This is a genomic window from Pseudomonas graminis (assembly GCF_001705435.1).
Lineage (GTDB): Bacteria > Pseudomonadota > Gammaproteobacteria > Pseudomonadales > Pseudomonadaceae > Aquipseudomonas > Aquipseudomonas graminis_B.
This window is the reverse complement of sequence record NZ_MDEN01000066.1, coordinates 290,226-311,397: the sequence shown is the minus strand read 5'-3', so window position 1 is coordinate 311,397 and position 21,172 is coordinate 290,226. Positions and strand designations below refer to the sequence as shown.

The 21,172-nt window shown below is 60.9% G+C and carries 18 protein-coding genes; 8 read left to right on the top strand and 10 right to left on the bottom strand.

All coding sequences use genetic code 11. The features are described from left to right. Positions 1-21: 21 nt before the first annotated feature. The 8 genes from BBI10_RS19735 to bioB form a co-directional block, all read right to left on the bottom strand. Positions 22-1,317, bottom strand: coding sequence for a GGDEF domain-containing protein (locus BBI10_RS19735; protein WP_065991305.1), 1,296 nt, complete (start codon positions 1,315-1,317; stop codon positions 22-24). Positions 1,318-1,495: 178 nt separating this feature from the next. Next, positions 1,496-3,301: a phenylacyl-CoA dehydrogenase gene (locus BBI10_RS19730; RefSeq protein ID WP_065991304.1), complete on the bottom strand. Its 1,806-nt coding sequence runs from the start codon at positions 3,299-3,301 to the stop codon at positions 1,496-1,498. Between the two features lie 348 nt (positions 3,302-3,649). Then, entirely contained in the window at positions 3,650-3,946 is a 297-nt protein-coding gene (locus tag BBI10_RS19725) for a pyrroloquinoline quinone biosynthesis protein PqqE (RefSeq protein WP_065991303.1), read from the bottom strand. Between the two features lie 124 nt (positions 3,947-4,070). Then, positions 4,071-4,751, bottom strand: a complete 681-nt coding sequence (bioD, locus tag BBI10_RS19720; protein ID WP_065991381.1) for a dethiobiotin synthase — start codon at positions 4,749-4,751, stop codon at positions 4,071-4,073. An 86-nt stretch (positions 4,752-4,837) separates the two neighbouring features. Next, positions 4,838-5,686, bottom strand: coding sequence for a malonyl-ACP O-methyltransferase BioC (bioC, locus tag BBI10_RS19715; protein WP_083233192.1), 849 nt, complete (start codon positions 5,684-5,686; stop codon positions 4,838-4,840). Then, positions 5,679-6,410 (bottom strand): alpha/beta fold hydrolase, encoded by a 732-nt coding sequence (locus BBI10_RS19710; protein WP_065991302.1) that lies wholly within the window; start codon positions 6,408-6,410, stop codon positions 5,679-5,681. The genes bioC and BBI10_RS19710 overlap by 8 nt, the downstream gene beginning before the upstream one ends. Next, positions 6,403-7,593, bottom strand: coding sequence for an 8-amino-7-oxononanoate synthase (bioF, locus tag BBI10_RS19705; RefSeq protein ID WP_065991301.1), 1,191 nt, complete (start codon positions 7,591-7,593; stop codon positions 6,403-6,405). The genes BBI10_RS19710 and bioF overlap by 8 nt, the downstream gene beginning before the upstream one ends. A gap of 30 nt (positions 7,594-7,623) precedes the next feature. Next, the gene (gene bioB / locus BBI10_RS19700) at positions 7,624-8,679 is read right to left on the bottom strand and encodes a biotin synthase BioB (RefSeq protein WP_065991300.1); all 1,056 of its coding nucleotides are present in this window, start codon (positions 8,677-8,679) and stop codon (positions 7,624-7,626) included. A gap of 110 nt (positions 8,680-8,789) precedes the next feature. On the opposite strand from bioB, the gene BBI10_RS19695 reads away from it, so the two are divergent. The 5 genes from BBI10_RS19695 to rarD all read left to right on the top strand — a co-directional run bounded on the left by BBI10_RS19695 (position 8,790) and on the right by rarD (position 14,659). After that, positions 8,790-9,524: a ComF family protein gene (locus BBI10_RS19695; RefSeq protein ID WP_065991299.1), complete on the top strand. Its 735-nt coding sequence runs from the start codon at positions 8,790-8,792 to the stop codon at positions 9,522-9,524. Positions 9,525-9,614: 90 nt separating this feature from the next. Then, on the top strand, positions 9,615-10,379 hold the full coding sequence (locus tag BBI10_RS19690) for a TOBE domain-containing protein (protein WP_065991298.1): 765 nt from the start codon (positions 9,615-9,617) through the stop codon (positions 10,377-10,379). A gap of 103 nt (positions 10,380-10,482) precedes the next feature. Next, the gene (locus BBI10_RS19685) at positions 10,483-12,396 is read left to right on the top strand and encodes a PhoX family protein (RefSeq protein ID WP_065991297.1); all 1,914 of its coding nucleotides are present in this window, start codon (positions 10,483-10,485) and stop codon (positions 12,394-12,396) included. A 154-nt stretch (positions 12,397-12,550) separates the two neighbouring features. After that, the gene (locus BBI10_RS19680; protein ID WP_065991296.1) at positions 12,551-13,525 is read left to right on the top strand and encodes a serine/threonine protein kinase; all 975 of its coding nucleotides are present in this window, start codon (positions 12,551-12,553) and stop codon (positions 13,523-13,525) included. A 240-nt stretch (positions 13,526-13,765) separates the two neighbouring features. Beyond that, complete coding sequence (gene rarD / locus BBI10_RS19675) at positions 13,766-14,659, top strand: EamA family transporter RarD (protein WP_065991295.1); 894 nt, start codon at positions 13,766-13,768, stop codon at positions 14,657-14,659. Positions 14,660-14,709: 50 nt separating this feature from the next. Here the strand turns inward: rarD and BBI10_RS19670 are convergent, their stop codons facing one another. After that, the gene (locus BBI10_RS19670; protein WP_065991294.1) at positions 14,710-15,237 is read right to left on the bottom strand and encodes a glycine cleavage system protein R; all 528 of its coding nucleotides are present in this window, start codon (positions 15,235-15,237) and stop codon (positions 14,710-14,712) included. Positions 15,238-15,559: 322 nt separating this feature from the next. Here BBI10_RS19670 and BBI10_RS19665 point away from each other — a divergent pair, with 322 nt between their 5' ends. Next, the gene (locus tag BBI10_RS19665) at positions 15,560-17,737 is read left to right on the top strand and encodes a malate synthase G (protein WP_065991293.1); all 2,178 of its coding nucleotides are present in this window, start codon (positions 15,560-15,562) and stop codon (positions 17,735-17,737) included. An 82-nt stretch (positions 17,738-17,819) separates the two neighbouring features. On the opposite strand, the gene BBI10_RS19660 is transcribed toward BBI10_RS19665, so the two are convergent. Further along, a complete protein-coding gene (locus BBI10_RS19660) occupies positions 17,820-18,266 on the bottom strand; it encodes a response regulator (RefSeq protein WP_065991292.1) in 447 nt (148 codons plus the stop codon). 232 nt (positions 18,267-18,498) lie between these two features. Between BBI10_RS19660 and BBI10_RS19655 the strand changes: the two genes are divergently transcribed. Both BBI10_RS19655 and BBI10_RS19650 read left to right on the top strand, forming a co-directional pair. Next, complete coding sequence (locus BBI10_RS19655) at positions 18,499-20,433, top strand: putative nucleotidyltransferase substrate binding domain-containing protein (RefSeq protein ID WP_065991291.1); 1,935 nt, start codon at positions 18,499-18,501, stop codon at positions 20,431-20,433. A gap of 10 nt (positions 20,434-20,443) precedes the next feature. Continuing rightward, positions 20,444-21,163, top strand: coding sequence for a 3'-5' exonuclease (locus BBI10_RS19650; protein WP_065991290.1), 720 nt, complete (start codon positions 20,444-20,446; stop codon positions 21,161-21,163). Positions 21,164-21,172 lie beyond the last annotated feature (9 nt).

The following is a 21,172-nucleotide window of genomic DNA, read 5'->3' as shown; positions in this document are numbered from 1 at the left end:
AGAGGTGGAAAAGAGTAGCTTTTAGCCGGCGGCAGCCATGCGCACAGCGCCACGCTTGCTGGTCTGCAAGTGACTGATGACGCAATTACGCCCGGCGCCTTTGGCGGCATACAGCGCCTGATCGGCGGATTTAAGGACTTCTTCCGGATTGCGGTGCTCCGGCAGACGCTCGGCCACGCCGATGCTGACCGTGACCGACACCGCTGAAGCCTGGGACCCCGCCCGACGCTGACGCCCTTGCAGATCATCATTCGGACGATTGTCCTGATTGCGCAGCTGAATCTGATAACTGGCAATGGTTTCGCGGATGACCTCAAGGTGCGGCATGCATTCTTCGAGGGTTTTGCCGGCAAACACGATGGCAAACTCTTCGCCGCCATAACGATAGGCGCGCCCGCCGCCATTGGTGATCTTCGACAGCTTGCTCGCCACCAGACGCAGCACCTGATCGCCGACATCGTGGCCATGGGTGTCGTTGAATTTCTTGAAATGATCGACGTCGCTCATCGCCAGCACATAATTGCGGCCCAGTCGCTGCATCCGCTCATTCAGCGCACGTCGACCTGGCAGCCCGGTCAGCTCGTCGCGGAAAGCCATTTGATAGGCCTCGTGCGCGACCGCCGCCGCAATCATCAACATCACCTGGCTGCACATGATGTTCAGGGTGAAGGGCAGGATGAAGGTCTTCGGTAACGCCCAGAACATCCCGAGCAACCCCACCAGTTGAGCCGCATGCAGGGGCCGCGGCTTATAGAGGTACTGCGTGATGAGCACGGCGAACGCAATGAGAAAGGTCACGTAGGACAGCTGAATCAGGCTCATCCATTCACCGTGAAGCGCTGGCCAGCGGATGTCGGCGAGCCAGGCCAGCAGCCCGGCGGGAAAGCTCTGTTCGAGACCCAGGGCAACGCTGCCTACCGCGACCAGAACGGCCAACCGTGCAATCAAGTCCTGAAACAGATGGGTCCGCTCTTCCCAGGCCGCAAACAGACCAAACATGACCGGGAGCAAGAGGCAACACAGATGAAACACCACGGCGGCGTCTTCTCGGACCTTGCCGTAATCGCGGTAGTAGTCGGTCTGTGTGTCGAGGAGGAAATAGGCGATGTACACGGTGATCATCAGGAACAGCTCACGCTGTCGCTTGTATACCCCGCAGTACGCACCACCCAGCAACAGCACCAGGGTGGGCAGCACGTTGAAAAGTGAGGTGAAGAAGACGTTGAGGTCTTTCACATACGCGGCCGCCAGTCCGGCAACCAGCAAGGCCAGAGAGGGTAAAAAATGACTGAGCCGTGCGGCAGAGGGGCGCAGCAAAAGGATTATCTCCTCACCGAACGATGTGAGTGCTGATTAAATGGCATTGTGCCTGTATCGGCCGCGTCATGCATAGGATGAGAGAGAATGTGCGTGGCCCTGATACAAAAATCAGCCAGGCACAAAAAAGCCGCTTGTCCCTGAGGGCAAGCGGCTTGAGGGAAACGCTTGGGCTGACTTAGTAAGCCAGACCGAAGTGTTCTTCGTTCATGTCCATCAGGTTGCTCGCGCCCGACAGCATGGTTGCCACGTGAGTGCGAGTGCGCGGCAGGATGCGCTGGAAGTAGAAGCGCGCCGTCTGCAGCTTGGCGGTGTAAAAGGCTTCTTCGCCGGTGCCGGACGCAAGTTTCTCGGCTGCAACACGGGCCATGTCAGCCCAGAAATACGCCAGGCAGGCATAACCGGAATACATCAGGTAGTCCACCGACGCGGCGCCGACTTCTTCACGGTCTTTCATGGCCGCCATACCGACCTTCATGGTCAGCTCACCCCACTCCTTATTCAGCGCAGCGAGCGGCGCCACGAATTCGCTGATCGCTTCATTGCCTTCCTGCGACTGGCAGAACTTGTGGACGATCTTGGTGAAGCCCTTGAGCGCCTCGCCCTGAGTCATCAGCACTTTACGACCCAGCAGGTCGAGCGCCTGAATACCCGTGGTGCCTTCGTACAGCATGGCGATACGGGCGTCGCGAACGTTCTGCTCCATGCCCCACTCGGCGATGAAGCCGTGGCCGCCGTAGACCTGCACGCCGTGGTTGGCAGATTCAAAACCGACTTCGGTCATGAACGCCTTGGCGATCGGCGTCATGAAGGCCAGCAGGCCGTCAGCTTGCTTCTTGGCTTCGGCGTCGTCGCTGTACTTGGCGATGTCGACCTGCTTGGCGGTGAAGTACACCATCGCGCGACTCCCCTCGGCGAAGGCCTTCATGGTCAGCAGCATGCGACGTACGTCCGGGTGAACGATGATCGGGTCAGCTGCTTTCTCGGGCGCTTTCGGGCCAGTCAGGGAACGCATCTGCAGACGCTCACGGGCGTATTTCAGGCCGCCCTGGAAACCGATCTCGGCGTGGGCCAGACCTTGCAGCGCCGTGCCCAGACGTGCGGTGTTCATGAACGTGAACATGCAGTTCAGGCCTTTGTTCGGCGGGCCGATCAGGAAACCGGTTGCCCCGTCGAAGTTCATCACGCAGGTGGCGTTGCCGTGAATGCCCATCTTGTGTTCGAGCGAGCCGCAGTTGACTGCGTTGCGCTCGCCGACGCTGCCATCAGCGGCCGGCACGAACTTCGGCACGATGAACAGGGAAATGCCTTTGGTGCCGGCAGGCGCATCGGGCAGGCGGGCCAGCACGATGTGGACGATGTTATCGGCCATGTCGTGTTCGCCAGCGGAAATGAAGATCTTGGTACCGGATACTTTGTACGAACCGTCAGCCTGAGGCTCGGCCTTGGTGCGCAGCATGCCCAGGTCAGTACCGCAGTGAGGTTCGGTCAGGCACATGGTGCCGGTCCACTCGCCGGAAACCAGTTTGGTCAGGTAAGCGTCTTGCTGCTCAGGGGTGCCGTGCTCGGAGATGGTGTTCATCGCACCGTGCGACAGGCCTGGGTACATGCCCCACGACCAGTTGGCTTCGCCGACCATTTCACTGACCGCCAGACCCAGCGACTCGGGCAGACCCTGACCGCCATGAGCGACGTCGTGGGCCAGGCTCGGCCAGCCGCCTTCGACGAACTGTTTGTAGGCTTCCTTGAAACCGGTCGGCGTTTTTACGCCGGACTCGCTCCAGGTACAGCCTTCGGTGTCACCCACACGGTTCAGCGGGGCCAGGACCTGCTCACAAAACTTGGCGCCTTCCTCGAGAATGGCGTCAACCATGTCAGGCGTGGCGTCCTGGCATGCTGGCAGACTCTGATAGTGCGCTTCGTAGCCGAGCAGCTCGTCACGGACGAAGCGAATATCACGCAAGGGGGCCTTGTAGTCAGGCATAGCGATAAACCTCTGCTGGTGAATCCTGGAATTGGATGACCGTGTGGTCACTGTGGGGCGTTGCCCCGGCGCCGGTGTTTGGGATCACGCGGCGATCAAACAGGTGTTTGAAACATACGTTTACGCCTATACCTTGTCAAGCGACGCCCGGCACCTTTCATCACCTGACGCGGGCAAACCGCAGGCGCGCGGTTGCGACGCCAGGCGGTTGAGACCGCAGCGTTGAGTCTAGAAAACGTCGGGATAAAAAACGCGAAAGCGCCCGGAGAATGGGCACGTGAATGAGGTGTTATTCAGGAGAGGCGTAGCATCCAGCAACGTGCGCCGTAGCGCACGAAGCGAAGAGAATCAGGCGAAGGTATCGATCAGCGTGCCGAGCATTTCATCGCTGGCTTTTTCAACTTTGACGCCTGCCTGGACTTGAATCCGGCCTTGGGTCAGTTCCACCACATTAGTGGCCATGTCGGAACGTTGCGGACGATCGACGGAGCGCAGACGCTCAAGCTGGAAATCCGAAGACTGACTGCGCCCTGACACCTCGGTCGCGGGGCTGGCCAGTTGCGTCGCAGCCTGATCGACACGGTTCTGCCCGACCTGCATGGCGCTGAGGCCCGGGTACAGCGTGTTGTTCAGTGAGATTTGCATGAGCACGATCCTCTGTTCATAGCGAACACAGCGATTAAAGCAGCAAAGCGCCTGGATTACTTTGCAAAGCGACTAGTGGCATTGCGCCTTGTGACGGGCCTCACACTCAGCGGCACGTCGCCCGCTAGTCCAGCAGTTCCAGATGCAGATGCTCGGCAATCATTTCCGCAGTTGCCTTCTTCATGAACGGCACGCGGCCCAGGCACGGCGCCGGCAGACGCTCTGCCAGCGTGGCGAGGTTTTCCTCAAGCCGTGACGTTTTGGGATCAATAATATTCGCCACCCAGCCCGCCAGTTGCAGACCGTCGTTGGCGATCGCTTCGGCTGACAGCAACGCATGGCTGATACAGCCCAGGCGCACGCCCACCACGAGAATCACCGGCAGCTTCAGCGCGATGGCCAGATCGGACAGATTGGCTTGATCGGCCAGGGGAACACGCCAGCCGCCGGCGCCTTCGATCAGCGTGAAATCAGCCTGCTTGGCGAGGATGTGCTGCATCGGCCCGAGCAGAGACTGCACAGTCAGGGCGACTCCCGCTTCCCGCGCGGCCAGATGGGGCGCGATTGCCGGCTCGAAGGCCACCGGATTGACCTCATTGTAGGTCAGCTGGATCGAGCACTCGGCACGCAAGGCGACGGCGTCCGAGTTGCGCAACCCCTTGGGTTTGACGTCACAACCGGAAGCCACCGGCTTGCCCGCCGCCGTGCTCAACCCCGACTGCCGCGCCGCGTACAGAAGCCCCGTGGCGATGGTGGTCTTGCCGACGTCGGTGTCGGTTCCCGTGATGAAATACGCAGCGCTCATCGTGGCGACCATCCGTTCAGATATTTCAAACTATTCCCTGCTTACTATAGCGTTCGTGTGAAAAACGCCGACTAAATGATCATTCTTTAATCAATGCCGGGTTTAGTCAGGATGGCGTACACCACCTGATACGTGGCGGGCAGGCCTTTTTCCTGACGAAACCTTTCGTACGCCTCCATCAAAGCCTGAATTCGCGCACGGCCGGTCAGGCCTCCCGGACGACCCGGATTGATGTTGTGCGCGCCCAGTGCTTTGAGTTCGTGGGTCAGGCTGCGCACGTCGGGATAGTGCAACACGTGGGGCAGGACTTCGAGGCTGCGCACGTTCAAACCACTGGCGGCGCAGAGGCGTTGATACTCTTCCCGCTCGCGAAAACGATTGACGTGGACCATGCCGTCCACCGCCTGCCAGCTGTCGCGCAGCTCAAACAGCGTCCCGACGCAGAGGCTGGCAAAAGCGAACACGCCACTTGGCTTCAGTACGCGACCCGCTTCGCTCAGCACTGCAGAAAAATCCGGGCACCATTGCACTGCCAGGCTGGAGAACATCAGATCGACGCTCGCGTCACGCAGCGGCACGTTCTCCGCGTCGCCTGCCACATAATGCGCGGCACCCCCTGAAGGCCGTGCATAGCGCAGCATGCCTTCGGCAAGGTCGAGCGCAATGCCTTCGCTGTGCGGAAACGTCTTCGTCAGCGCGCGGCTGAAACAACCGGTGCCGCTGCCCAGGTCCAGCCAGCGGGACGGTGCCAGATCAGGCAGTCGCGTCATCAGTTCGGTACCAACGGCGCGCTGCAAATCGGCCACGCTGTCGTAGCTGGTCGCCGCCCTGGAGAAGGACGCCGCCACTTGACGCTTGTCCGGCAGCGCCTGCTGCCCGGATGCCTGTTGCTGTTTCACGGCCTTCAGCACCGCGCAGTGGGAAAGATCAGTCATCACCGGACCCGTGTAAAAACGCATGAACTGCAGCGGCGACGCCGTGCGGGTTTTCCAGAATGAAGGCATGACTGGCCTGCTCGATCACGCCGACTTCGATGTCAGGCTGGAGGGTCAGCAGGTCCGCCGACGCTTCTGCCGGCACCAACGCATCCAGGCCACCGAACAGGTGCAATTGAGGGCCGCGAAACCCTTGCAGCGCTCTGCGCGTGTCCATTTGTTCCAGCAGCTTGAGGCCTTCGATCAAGCCGGCACTGGTGCCGTGGGGCGCGCAGGCTTTGAGCTGTCTCGACAGCGCGCGCGGCTCCTCGGCGCCTTGCACGCACAACAGACTGAAGCGCTTGAGGGTTGCGTCCAGATCGGCTTTGCAACCGGCAATGAACGCATCGAAATCCGTTTGTGGCATCGCATTGGGCCACTCGCTGCGGGCCACGAAGCAGACGTTGCTGGCAAACGTCGCCAGCCCACAGCAGCGCTCGCCCCTGCGCGCCGCCAGTTCCGCGGCGAGCATGCCACCCAGCGACCAGCCGCCAAGCCAGACGTTGTCGGGCAACGTCGAATCCAGCTCGTCGAGCCAGTCATCGAGGTTGTCGGTGTCCATGTCCGGTAAGGGTTCGATCACCACCCGCAAATGTTCGTCGAGCCCTCGCAGCGCTGCAGCCAGCGGTTCAAGGGGCGAGACGCCGAGGCCCCAGCCCGGCAACAGGATCAACTGATCACGCATGGTCCAGCTCCGAAGATTCGTCTACGCCCAGCAGCGGATAACACTGCTCCAGTGCCTGCAACAATAGCTGCACCTGTGCTTCGCTGTGGGCGGCGGACAATGTCACGCGTAGACGCGCGCTGCCCGCAGGCACCGTTGGTGGCCGAATGGCGGTGACCATCACGCCCCGTTCTCGCAGCAACTGCGACAGCCGCAACGCGCGCCCGCTGTCGCCAATCAGAATCGGCTGGATGGGGGTGAAACTGTCCATCAGCTCCAGGCCGAGGGCTTGAGCGCCGGCGCGAAACTGTTTGATGAGTGCCGCCAGGTGCTCACGCCGCCAGTGTTCGGTGCGCAGCAGTTCGAGGCTTTTCAGCGTCGCGCACGCCAGCGCCGGCGGCTGACTGGTGGTGTAGATGTAGGGGCGGGCAAACTGGATCAGCGTTTCGATCAGTTCTTCGCTGCCCGCAACGAACGCGCCCGCCGTGCCGAAGGATTTACCCAGCGTGCCGATCAGCACAGGGACCTCATCGATGCCGAGGCCGAAGTGCTCGACAATGCCTGCACCGTTCGCCCCCAGCGGGCCGAAGCCGTGGGCATCGTCGACCATTAGCCAGGCGTTTTTGGCTTTCGCCGCCTTGGCCAGCGCGGGCAGGTCAGCGACGTCGCCGTCCATGCTGAACACACCGTCGGTGACCACCAGCGTGTCTCCAACCGCCTTGTCCAACCGGCCGGCGAGGCTGTCGCAATTGTTGTGCAGGTAGCGGGAAAAACGCGCACCGCTGAGCAGGCCGGCGTCGAGCAACGAAGCGTGATTGAGACGATCTTCCAGCACCGTGTCGCCCTGCCCCACCAACGCGGTGACCGTGCCGAGATTGGCCATGTAGCCGTTGGAAAACAACAGCGCGCGGGGCCGTCCGGTGAACTCGGCGAGGGCCTCTTCGAGAGCGTGATGGGGCGTGCTGTGGCCAATCACCAAATGCGAAGCGCCACCGCCGACGCCCCAACGCTCGGCGCCGGCTTGCCACGCAGCGATGACCTCAGGATGACTCGCCAGCCCCATGTAATCGTTGTTGCAGAACGCCAGCAGCGGCTTGCCGTCGACAATCACTTCAGGCCCCTGCGGGCTTTGCAGCAGGGGCCGCTGACGATAAAGGTGCTCGGCACGACGGGCAGCGAGACGTGCGTTCAGATCAAAAGACATGCAGGCCTCGAGTCAAGCCACTATGGAAGCTCAAACCGCCGCGTCGTAAAACAGCTCGCTGCTTTTCTGCTCGATCAGCGCCTGCTCGATAGCGGCCTGATGCACCTCGTCCGAGTGCTCTTCGCGCGCTTCAGGCTGGATGCCCAGACGCGAGAACAGCTGCATGTCCTTGTCGGACTGCGGGTTGGCGGTGGTCAGCAGTTTGTCGCCGTAGAAGATCGAGTTGGCGCCGGCGAAGAACGCCAGGGCCTGCATCTGGTCATTCATGGCTTCGCGGCCGGCGGACAGGCGCACGTGGGACTGCGGCATCAGGATGCGTGCGACGGCCAGCATGCGGATGAAATCGAACGGATCGATATCCTCGGCGTTTTCCAGCGGCGTGCCGGCGACTTTCACCAGCATGTTGATCGGCACGGACTCCGGATGCTCCGGCAGATTGGCGAGCTGGATCAGCAGATTGGCGCGGTCGTCCAGGGATTCGCCCATGCCCAGAATACCCCCCGAGCAGATCTTCATCCCTGAATCACGCACGTACGCCAAGGTCTGCAGACGATCGCTGTAGGTGCGGGTGGTGATGATGCTGGTGTAGAAATCCGGCGACGTGTCGAGGTTGTGGTTGTAGTAATCGAGGCCAGCGTCGGCCAGCGCCCGGGTCTGGTCCTGATCCAGCTTGCCGAGGGTCATGCAGGTTTCCAGGCCCATGGCCTTGACGCCTTTGACCATCTCCAGCACGTAGGGCATGTCTTTGGCCGACGGGTGCTTCCACGCCGCGCCCATGCAGAAACGGGTCGAACCAATGGCCTTGGCGCGTGCGGCTTCTTCCAGCACTTGCTGGACCTGCATCAGCTTTTCTTTTTCCAGACCGGTGTTGTAGTGGCCCGATTGCGGGCAGTACTTGCAGTCTTCCGGGCAGGCGCCGGTTTTGATCGACAGCAGGGTCGAGACTTGCACGCGGTTGGCGTCGAAGTGAGCGCGGTGCACGGTTTGCGCCTGAAACAGCAGGTCATTGAATGGCTGTGTGAACAGCGCCTTGACCTCGGCTAGATTCCAGTCGTGACGCAGGTTGGCATTGATGCTGGCGCTCATGGGCGGCTCCTTGATGTTTTCTGGACGATGACCCGGGCGGCTTCGCCCAGCGGCAAAACCGGAAAGCCCACAGGCGCAACACGGATGTTCGGCATATTTAAGGAAGCAACATGCGCTGTCAACCATATAACGGGCACGAGGTTTACATCTGGTTAAAAAACGTACAGACGTGTTTGTTGTGCGATGAAACAACTGATTCAAGCACCCCGATCTGCGTGCCCTGTGAGCGCGAGCTCCCGTGGCTGATTGACCAGTGCGATCGCTGCGCACTGCCCATGCCGATGTCCGGCCTCACCTGCGGCGCCTGCAATCGCCACCCTCCCGCCTTTAATGAAGTCATCGCTCCGTGGCTGTACGACTTCCCGATCGACGCGCTGGTCACGCGCTTCAAGCATCAAGGGAAATGGCCACTTGGGCGACTGCTGGCGGAGCTGTTGGGCGAGACCCTGCAGCATCGCTTTAATGATGGCCTGCGCCGACCCGACTGTCTTATCCCGGTGCCACTCGCCAAAAAACGACTGCGTCAGCGCGGCTTCAATCAGGCAGCGATGTTGGCGAACTGGCTCGGTGCTCGACTGGGACTGCCTGTTGAAGAGCGCGTGATCCGCCGCGTGAAAGAAACACCTTCACAGCAGGGTCTGGATGCAAAAGCCAGAAAGCGCAATCTGGCGTCCGCGTTTGCACTGAAGGACGCCACGGCGATCATCGGCAAGCACCTCGCGCTGATTGATGACGTACTCACCACCGGCTCGACGGCCAACGCACTGGCAGAACTGTTGCTCAAAGCCGGCGCCCAATCGGTGGATGTGTATTGCCTGGCAAGAACGCCAAAACCTGGGGACTGATCGGCCGAGACGTTAAAACTTCGCAGCATTTGGGCGCGAGGCGTTTTGGCTTACACTCCGGCGTCATCACTTTCAGCGCATCCGACTCCTATGTCCCTACCGCCGTCCCTCACCCAGCACATGGTTCGTCGCCCTCACCGCATCGCACTGTTGCAGCACATTGCCGAGCAGGGTTCGATTACCCGCGCGGCGAAGAGCGCCGGGCTCAGTTACAAGGCGACATGGGACGCCATCGATGAGCTGAACAATCTGGCGCAAAAACCGCTGGTCGAGCGCAGCGTCGGCGGTCGAGGGGGTGGCGGCGCCAAATTGTCCGCCGAAGGCGAGCGCGTGCTGCGGCTTTATCAGCGCTTGCAAGCGTTGCAGACCCAACTGCTGGAAACGTCGGAGGAATCCGATGACCTCGCCTTGCTCAGCCGCCTGATGCTGCGCACCAGCGCGCGTAATCAGCTACATGGTCAGGTCAGCGGCGTCCGCTCCCAAGGCCGCAACGACATGATCATGTTGCAGCTCGCGGGCGGTTTGTCGATCGAGGCGCAGATCACCCACGACAGCACCTTGCGACTGGGGCTCGAAATCGGCACGGATGTGTTCGCCTTGATTAAGGCCGGCTGGCTGGAGCTACTGACGCCCGACCAATCTGAAACAATCGGACACAATTGCCTCACCGGTAAAATCGAGGAAATTCTCGCCGCCGATGACGGCCCGAGCGAGGTCAAAATCGTCCTCCCCAGCCATCAGATCCTTTGCGCAGTGGTCGACGCGGACCGGCTGCATGCCTTGCAGCTCAAGGCCGGCGGCGCTGTGAAGGTTCAGTTTGCGCCCTCCAATATTCTGCTCGGCACGCCGCTGTAAGCGCCGCTTGCACGAAACACCGAAGCCCGACTCGTCATCTGACCGACACAATAACGTCATCCGAACTGCATAGGGTTTTGCCCTAAACCGCAGGGAGCCCGTGATGACGCTATTAAAAGATAACCAATCCACCGACCTCGAAAACATGGTTGGCCTGACCCGACGCGGGTTCATTAGCGCGGGGGCCCTGTGCGGCGCGGCGATGTTTCTGGGCGGCAACCTGCTCAGCCGCAGCGCCATGGCCGCCAGTGTCAGCGCCGCCAACGGCACGCTGCTCGGCTTCGACAGCATCCCCTCCTCCACCGCCGACAGCATCAGTCTGCCGCCGGGTTATCGCTCCTCGGTCCTGATCAGTTGGGGCCAGCCGCTGCAGACCAACGGCCCGGCGTTTGACCCCAGCGGCAAAGGCACCGCGAAGATGCAGGAACTGCAATTCGGCGACAACAATGACGGCATGAGCCTGTTCACCTTTCCCGGCGACACGCCGGAGACGGCCAGCCGCGCCCTGATGGCGATCAATAACGAATACACCAACTACCGCTACCTCTTCGATCACGGCAAAGACCCGCAGTCTGCCGAAGACGTGCACAAGGCTCAGGCCAGCGAAGGCGTTTCGGTGATTGAGGTCAAGCGCGAAGGTCAGCAGTGGGCGTTCGTGCAAGGCTCCAACTACAACCGGCGCATCCACGGCAACACGCCGATTCACCTGAGCGGCCCGGCTGCCGGCCATGAGTGGTTGAAGACCGCCGCCGACAAGACCGGCAAAAACGTACTCGGGACGTTCCAGAACTGCGCCAATGGCAAGACGCCGTGGGGCACCTACCTAACGTGCGAAGAGAACTTCACCGACTGTTTCGGCAGCAGCGATCCGGCAAAAATTTTCGACGCCGCAACCAAACGCTATGGCGTCACGGCTGCCAGCAAGGAAGTGAACTGGCACCTGCACGACCCGCGCTTCGACGTCGCCAAAAACCCCAACGAACCCAATCGTCATGGCTGGGTGGTAGAGATCGACCCGTTCGACCCGAAATCCACGCCAGTCAAACGCACCGCGCTGGGCCGCTTCAAGCATGAAAACGCTGCGCTGACCGAAACCAAAGACGGCCGCGTCGTGGTGTACATGGGCGACGATGAGCGCGGCGAGTTCATCTACAAATTCATCAGCCGGGACAAGGTCGATCACGAGAACCTTAAGGCCAACCGCGACATCCTCGACCACGGCACGCTATACGTGGCGCAGTTTGACGCTGGCGACAGCAACCCCGATCACCCGAACGGCCAGGGCAAATGGATTGAACTGAGCCACGGCAAGAACGGCATTGATGCGGCCAGTGGTTTCGCCAATCAGGCTGAAGTGCTGATTCATGCACGGCTGGCGGGAAGTCAGGTGAAAGCGACGCGCATGGACCGGCCCGAGTGGATCGTCGTCAGTCCCAAGGACGGCCAGGTCTATTGCACGCTGACCAACAACATCAAGCGCGGCGATGACGGGCAGCCAGTCGGCGGGCCGAATCCCCGAGCGAAAAATCAGTACGGGCAGATTCTGCGCTGGCAGGAAACAGGGTCGGACGCAGCAGCGATGGAGTTTGCGTGGGACTTGTTTGTCGTCGCTGGCAACCCGGGTGTGCATGCAGGAACGCCCCAAGGGGGATCAAGTAACATCAACCCCCAGAACATGTTCAACAGCCCGGATGGCCTGGGTTTCGATGCTGCCGGGCGGCTGTGGATTCTGACGGATGGCGACGCTACCAATGCGGGTGACTTCGCCGGAATGGGTAATAACCAGATGCTGTGCGCTGACCCCGCCAGCGGCGAGATCCGTCGATTCATGGTCGGGCCGGTGGGGTGTGAAGTGACCGGCATCAGCTTCGCGCCCGACCAGAAAGCACTGTTCGTCGGCATTCAGCACCCCGGCGAAAACGGCGGCTCGACCTTCCCCGAGCACCTGCCGAATGGCAAGCCGAGATCCTCGGTGATGGTGATCACGCGTGAGGATGGCGGCGTGATCGGCGCCTGACGCGAGCGCTTCCCCATCCCGGAAAGGGTGCAATCGGAGGGATGGGGAATCCAGTGAATCAGAGGCACCGGGCGTAACGCGCTGTGTCAGGTGTAACACGCCTGAGTTACCATGACTGGCCCGACGCGGCAGCCTGCTGCGCGCAGGAGTTAGCATGGCCCACCCGTTCGCAACACTTACACCTGACCTGGTGCTGGACGCCGTCGAGAGCATCGGCTTTGTCACCGACGCCCGTATTCTCGCCCTCAACAGCTACGAAAACCGCGTCTACCAGGTTGGCATCGATGAACAGCAGCCATTGATCGCCAAGTTCTATCGGCCTGATCGCTGGACCAACGACGCCATTCTCGAAGAACACAGCTTCACCGCAGAGCTCGCCGACGTCGAAATTCCCGTCGTCGCGCCCCTCGTGCATAACGGCCAAACCCTGTTCGAGCACGCCGGATTTCGCTTCACGCTCTTCCCCCGCCGTGGCGGCCGCGCGCCAGAGCCCGGCAATCTCGAACAGCTCTACCGTCTCGGCCAGTTGCTGGGGCGTATCCATGCCGTTGGCGCCACGCGTCCGTTCCAGCACCGCGAAGCCCTTGGCGTGCAGAACTTCGGCCACAACTCGCTGAACTACCTGCTGGACAACAACGTGATTCCGCGCAGCCTGCTGCCGGCCTATGAGTCCGTTGCCAAGGACCTGCTCAAGCGCGTGGAAGATGTCTACGCCGCCACACCCCATCAGAACATCCGCATGCACGGCGATTGCCACCCCGGCAACATGATGACCCGCGACGACATCTTCCACATCGTCGATCTCGACGACTGCCGCATGGGCCCGGCGGTGCAGGATGTCTGGATGATGCTCGCGGGTGATCGTCAGGATTGTCTGAGTCAGTTGTCGGAATTGATGGACGGCTACAACGAGTTTCACGACTTCGATCCCCGTGAACTGGCGCTCATCGAACCGTTGCGTGCACTGCGCCTGCTGCACTACAGCGCATGGCTGGCGCGTCGTTGGGACGATCCGGCGTTCCCCCACAGCTTTTCCTGGTTCGGCACCGAACGCTATTGGGGCGATCAAGTGCTGGCGCTGCGCGAGCAGTTGTCCGCGCTGAACGAGGAACCGCTGAAGCTGTTCTGAAAACGCGAGAAAACTCTGTAGGAGCGTGGCTTGTCCCGCGAACTGGCGCGAAGCGGCAGCAATCCGGACACTCGATGTACCAGACGAGGCTAAATCGTCCGGTTTACGACTGCTGCGCAGCCGATCGCGGGACAAGCCACGCTCCTACACGTCAGCCACACGTCCCACGCCTGCGCGACGTTCGGTTACCGAAAAAGATAGAACCATCACCACAACAAAAAACTTGCCGAAGGACCACTCATGCAAGCTGCCAACCCGCGTCGCGGGTACATTCTGGGCCTGAGCGCCTACATCATCTGGGGACTGTTTCCGATCTACTTCAAGGTGCTGGCCAGCGTTCCTTCACTGGAAATCATCGTCAATCGGGCGATCTGGTCGGCCATTTCCGGCTCGCTTCTCTTGCTGGTCTGGAAACACCCCGGCTGGTGGCAGGAGCTACGGGATAATCCCAAACGACTTGCCATTCTCGCCTCCAGCGGCACGCTGATCGCCGCCAACTGGCTGATCTACGTCTGGGCCGTGAACAACAACCACATGGTCGAAGCCAGCCTGGGCTACTTCATCAACCCGCTGATCAACGTGATGCTCGGCATGGTGCTGCTGCGTGAAAGACTGCGACCGTTGCAATGGGTCGCGGTGATGCTGGCGTTGATCGGTGTGCTTCAGCAGGTCTGGCAAGTGGGCAGCCTGCCGTGGGTGTCGCTCGCGCTGGCGTTCACCTTCGGCTTCTACGGCCTGATTCGTAAAAAAGCACCAGTGGCCGCACTGCCTGGCCTCGTGGTGGAGACCTGGATTCTGGTGCCGCTGGCCGTAGGCTGGTTGATGTTCAACCCGCTTGCCCACAGCGCACAGCCGGAATTCTGGACAACATCCGAGGCGCTCTGGCTGGCGGCGGCCGGTCCGGTAACCCTCGTGCCGCTGGTGTGTTTCAACGCTGCAGCGAGGCATTTGCCCTACGCGACACTGGGCTTTTTGCAGTACATCGCGCCGACGCTCGTGCTCGCATTGGCGGTGGTGCTGTACGACGAGCACATGCCTTCGGCCACCTTGGTAACCTTCGCCTTCATCTGGGCCGGGCTGATCATTTACAGCGTCGACGCGTGGCGCTCGCTGCGCAAACGCGCCCAGGCCTGAGCAGGTAAGAGGGATCGACGCAGGCCCGTCAAAAACCGGACCTGCAGCGGTTACATCGATGACTCGTCGGTCGGCAGATGCAGTTCCACCATCAGGTCATCCGCCAGGGTTTCCAACCGCTGCTGCAGCACATCCAGTGAAAGGTCCATCGGCAATCCCAACTCGGCATGGGCGCGGAACAGCGTTTCGCTGCTCATGGGCGCGGGTTCGACGCTGGTCACCAAGTGCTCCAGGTTGACGCCTTGTTCGGTCAGCACGCGAGTGACGTCGCGCACGATCCCGGATCGATCATTGCCCACCAGGTCCATAGTGATGGGCCTCCACTCCGGCAAGGATTCCGGAAGGACTTCGGCGAACAGTACACGGATGCCTTTTACCGAGAGCCCTTCCAGCGCGCTGCGCAGGGGCTGATGCGCGTCGACCGGCGCGCTGACCCGCAGGATCCCGGCGAACTGCCCGGCCATGTGTGACATACGGCTTTCCAGCCAATTGCCACCGTGATCGGCAATGCATGCGGCGAGCTGCTCGACCACACCCGGCTTGTCCGGTGCAGACACCGTGACGATAAGATGATCCACAAACGACTCCTTTTATGTGCAGCAACTGAGGTCTGTTTAATACCACGCCTCAAGGGTTGCGGGGTGGTTGTGGGGAGTATAGGCACGTCTGCACTGCCCGCAGCGGTGTAAGCGCACCAGGAATTTCTGTGTACGATCCGAATAATTTTCTGGAACAATCTGATCGCTCTTTGAGAACATCCCACATCGGTGCCTGACCGAATGCCTAAATTCGGTTGATCGCTGCAAATCAAGTCTGGATTTTCACGCCGCGAACCGTCATGTAGTATCGCCTCGCGCGCACTACATAGATGTCAAACAGCTGAGCAGAGTGAGGCAAGCAATGACTGAACACGTTCAAGTCGGGGGCCTGCGGGTCGCCAATGTCCTGCTGGATTTCGTGAACAACGAAGCCATTCCCGGAACCGGCCTCGACGCCGCTTCATTCTGGGCCGGTGCCGATGCGCTCATCCACGAGCTCGCACCGAAGAACAAAGCCCTGCTCGCCAAACGCGACGAATTCCAGGCGCGTATCGACGCGTGGCATCAGTCCAATGCCGGCAACGCCCACGACGCGTCCGCCTACAAAGCGTTCCTGCTGGAAATCGGCTATCTGCTGCCAGAAGCGGCAGACTTCCAGATCACCACACAAAACGTTGACGAAGAAATTGCCCGCATGGCCGGCCCCCAGTTGGTGGTGCCGGTGATGAACGCACGTTTCGCGCTCAATGCATCGAATGCCCGCTGGGGCTCGCTGTATGACGCGCTGTACGGCACCGACGCCATCAGCGAAGCGGGCGGCGCGGAAAAAGGCAAAGGCTACAACCGCGTCCGCGGCGACAAAGTCATCGCCTTCGCCCGCGCCTTTCTGGACGAAGCCGCCACACTCGCGGCGGGCTCCCACGTTGACTCCACCGCCTACAAGCTGGTCGATGGCATGCTGATCGTCAGCCTCAAGGGCGGCAGCAACACCGGCCTGCACGACGATGCTCAGCTGATCGGCTTCCAGGGCGACGCGTCGGCGCCGACCGCGCTGCTGTTCAAGCACAACGGTCTGCACTTCGAACTCCAGATCGACGCCACGAGCCCGGTCGGCCAGACCGACCCGGCCGGTGTCAAAGACGTGCTGATGGAAGCGGCGCTGACCACCATCATGGATTGCGAAGACTCCATCGCTGCCGTCGACGCCGACGACAAGGTCGTGGTGTACCGCAACTGGCTGGGGCTGATGAAGGGCGATCTGTCCGAAGAAGTCGCCAAAGGCGGTACTAGCTTCACCCGTACCATGAACCCCGACCGCGTTTACACCTCGCCCACCGGCGAACCCGTCACGCTGCATGGCCGCTCGCTGCTGTTCGTGCGCAACGTCGGTCACCTGATGACCATCGATGCGATCCTCGACAATCAGGGCAACGAAGTGCCGGAAGGCATTCTTGATGGCCTGCTGACCAGCCTCGCGGCGATTCACAACCTCAAGGGCAATACCTCCCGCGCCAACAGCCGCACGGGCTCGGTGTACATCGTCAAACCAAAGATGCACGGCCCTGAGGAAGTAGCGTTCACCAACGAGTTGTTCGGGCGTATAGAGGCGGTGCTGAACCTGCCGCGCAACACGCTGAAAGTCGGGATCATGGACGAAGAGCGTCGCACCACGATCAACCTCAAGGCCTGCATTCAGGCGGCGAGCGAGCGTGTGGTGTTCATCAACACAGGCTTCCTGGACCGCACCGGTGACGAGATTCACACGTCGATGGAAGCCGGCCCTGTCGTACGCAAGGCGCAGATGAAGGCGGAAAAGTGGATCGGCGCGTATGAAAATTCAAACGTCGATATCGGCTTGAAATGCGGCCTGCAAGGGCGCGCGCAGATCGGCAAGGGCATGTGGGCGATGCCTGACTTGATGGCCGCGATGCTTGAACAGAAAATCGCCCATCCACTGGCCGGCGCCAATACCGCGTGGGTTCCCTCGCCCACTGCCGCTGCACTGCACGCGCTGCATTACCACAAGGTCGATGTGTTCGCGCGTCAGGCCGAGCTTGCCCGGCGCGCGCCGGCCTCGGTCGACGATATCCTGGCCATTCCATTGGCGCCGAACACTGACTGGACGGCCGAGGAGATCCAGAACGAACTGGATAATAACTCCCAGGGCATTCTCGGTTATGTGGTGCGCTGGATCGATCAGGGCGTTGGCTGCTCGAAGGTGCCGGACATCAACGACATCGGCCTGATGGAGGACCGTGCCACGCTGCGCATTTCCAGCCAGCACATCGCCAACTGGCTACGCCACGGCGTGGTCAGCGAGCAGCAGGTAATGGAAAGTCTGAAGCGCATGGCACCGGTGGTGGACCGTCAGAACGCAGGTGATGCGCTGTATCGCCCCCTGGCACCAGATTTCGACAGCAACATCGCGTTTCAGGCAGCGATTGAACTGGTGATCGAAGGCACACGGCAGCCGAACGGTTACACCGAGCCGGTGCTACACCGTCGCCGTCGAGAGTTCAAGGCAAAACACGGGGCTTAATCAGCGCCCAGACAAAAGGCGGTGTCCACGCAAATGGACACCGCCTTTTTTATTGCCGCAACGCAGTCCAGAGACGGCGTCATCAGGCCATTTCCAGCTCCCGCTTCACCAGTCGCAACAGCTGCTTGGTATTGATCGGCTTGAGCAGGAAATCCACCACGCTCAGGTGCATGGCGTCGATGGCGTCACGTACGTTGGCGTCGCCAGACACGATAATGATCGGCAACTCCGCACGGTCCGATTCGCGCACCCTTCGAATCAGGTCCAGCCCGTCGCACGGCGCCATGCGCAGATCGGTGATCAGCAGCGCAATGGAGGGCCGGGTCTGCAGCAAGTGCATGGCGCTCGTGCCGCCGGCGGCGGTGATGCAGCTGATGTCATTGAGACTGAGAATTTCGGCCAGAACTTCCCGAGCATCCTTGTCGTCATCGACGATCAACACCCGATGTGGCGATTGGGACGCAGGCGCGAGCATTACCTCATTGAGGGCTTCGCGCTCTTCATCACTCAAAATACTGTGATCGAACATACCCGTCTCATCTTCCTGTCGACTCCAATTCTGACAGCGCAAGCGATTGATACGCTGCACATCCTGTCGGCTTCATGCCGGCCCTGGGGCCTCGCGCTAACTGCATCGCTGCGGTTTTACACCTTGGTTCGATGCGAGCCAATGCCTTTGCAGTCACCTAAGACTTACGTCCAATGGGCACTGCCCGATAAGCGGTCGACCATGGGGTCAATAAAAACAAGCGGTATCGGTCATGAGCAAAGCGGACGCTTTTACCCAGGCAGGCAAAACAGCCGTTCTGCAGAACATCCACGGCACGATGCAGTTCCTGCAAAAATTCCCGCCGTTCAACCAGATGGAAAATGCCCATCTGGCCTACCTTGTGGAACAGTGTCACCTGCGTTTCTACGCTACAGACGAGAGCATCATCAAGCCTAGCGATGGGCCAGTAGAACATTTTTACATCGTCAAGCAAGGCCGCGTCGTGGGTGAGCGCCCCCATTCCGCAAAACGCGGCACCGAGACCACGTTCGAAATCACCACGGGCGAGTGCTTTCCCCTCGCGGCACTACTCGGCGAACGCGCCACACGAACCGAGCATCTGGCGGCCGAAGACACTTTCTGTCTGCAGCTCAACAAGCAAGCCTTCATCAAGCTGTTTGCGCTCTCAAATGAGTTCCGCGACTTCGCCCTGCGCGGCGTCAGCAGCTTGCTTGACCAGGTTAATCAGCAAGTAAAGCAGAAGGCGGTGGAAACACTCGGCACCCAATACTCACTGAATGCGCGACTGGGTGAACTGGCGATGCGTCATCCGGTGACGTGCTCCCCCGACACGCCGCTGCGGGAGGCCGTGCGGCAGATGGACGAGCAGCAAGTCGGCAGTATCGTGATCGTGGACGAGGCCAAAGCGCCGCTGGGTATTTTTACGCTGCGCGATCTGCGCCAGGTCGTCGCCAACATCGACGCCGACTTCGGCGAGCCCATCGAACGGAGCATGATTCAGGCGCCGTTCTACCTGAGCCCGGACGCCAGCGCCTTCGATGCGGCCATTGCCATGACCCAGCGCCATATCGCCCACGTCTGTCTGGTGAAAGATCAGCGCTTGTGTGGCGTGGTCTCCGAGCGCGACCTGTTCTCCCTGCAGCGCGTGGATCTGGTGCATCTGGCGCGCACCATCCGCAGCGCGCCGCGCATCGATTCGCTGGCCAATCTGCGCGGCGACATCGTTCAACTGGTGGACCGAATGCTCGCCCACGGCGCCTCGTCCACCCAGATCACCCAGATCATCACGCTGCTCAACGATCACATGGTCTGCCGCGTCATCGAGCTGACGCTCGAAGAAAAAGGCGATCCTGGCATCGCTTTCAGCTGGCTGTGTTTCGGCAGCGAGGGCCGGCGCGAACAGACGCTGTACACCGATCAGGACAACGGCATTCTGTTCGAAGCCAGGGATGCCGCCGAGGCCGCTGAGATTCGCGGCCGGTTGTTGCCCATCGCCGAGCGGATCAATCAAAGCCTGGCGGTGTGCGGATTCGCGCTGTGCAAGGGCGGGATCATGGCGAGCAATCCGCAGCTGTGCCTGTCGCGCATCGAGTGGGCGCGGCGCTTCGGCTCGTTCATTCGCGAAGCCACGCCGGAGAACCTGCTGTCGTCTTCTATCTATTTCGATCTGCGCGTGGTCTGGGGCGATGAAAGCGGCGGCGATCAATTGCGTCAGAGCATTCTTGCCCAAGTGGCAGACAACGCCTTGTTCCAGCGCATGATGGCCGACAACGCCCTGCGTCAACGCCCACCGGTGGGCCGCTTCAAGGATTTCGTGGTCGCCCGAAAAGGCAGCGAGAAGGACACCCTGGACCTTAAAACCCAAGGCCTGACGCCGTTCGTCGACGGAGCGCGCTTGCTCGCGCTGGCCAACGGCGTCGAGGCGAGCAACACGCTGGACAGGCTGCGTCAGTTGGTCGCCAAAGAGGTGATCGACCCGCTGGACGGTGCGGCCTATGAAGAGGCTTATCACTTCATCCAGCAAACCCGCATGCAGCAACATCAGCAGCAGAACCGGCAAAACCTGCCCTACTCCAATCGCATCGACCCGGATGTGCTCAATCATCTGGACCGGCGCATCCTGCGTGAGTCGTTCCGGCAGGCGCAGCGGCTGCAGACCAGCCTCACCGTGCGCTACCAACTGTAAGCGACTGATCATGAATTTGTTCCGCTGGCTCAAGCCCCCCAAACGCGCCGTCGCCCCTGAGCTGACACCTGAACAGCAACAGCGCCTGCGCGCCTTGCCCGGCCCGGGCGTCCTGGATCAAAAGACACTGCGCCAGCAACGGTGGGTCGTGGTTGATCTTGAAACCAGCGGGCTGAATCTGCAGCGGGACGACGTGCTGTCGATTGGCGCCGTGGTCATCGAAGATGGCGCGATCGATCTAGGGCAGCAGTTCGAGCGCACGCTGATGCGCACCGATCACAAACTCAGCCCGAGCGTATTGATTCACGGGTTGGGGCCCACCGCAATTGCGGCGGGCAGCGAGCCGGTCGAAGCGCTGCTGGATTTCATGGCGTTCGTGGGTGACAGCCCGCTGCTGGCCTTCCACGCGGCGTTCGACGAGCACATGCTGGGGCGGGCATTAAAGGAAAGCCTGGGCTATCGCCTGCTGCACCCCTTCATCGATGTTGCTCACATCGCGCCCTTCATTTGCCCGAACGCGAACTTGCGCCAGGCAAGCCTGGACGACTGGACGCGATTCTTCGGGCTCCACGCCGAAGAGCGTCATCACGCCAGCGCCGATGCGCTGGTGACCGCCGAACTCGCGATGATTCTGTTCAGCCACGCCAGAAGACAGGGGATCGAAACCCCTACACAGCTTGAGCAAGGCGTGGCGAAATGGCGACGGCAGCAACAATCGCATTCGTTTTAGCGTTCATCC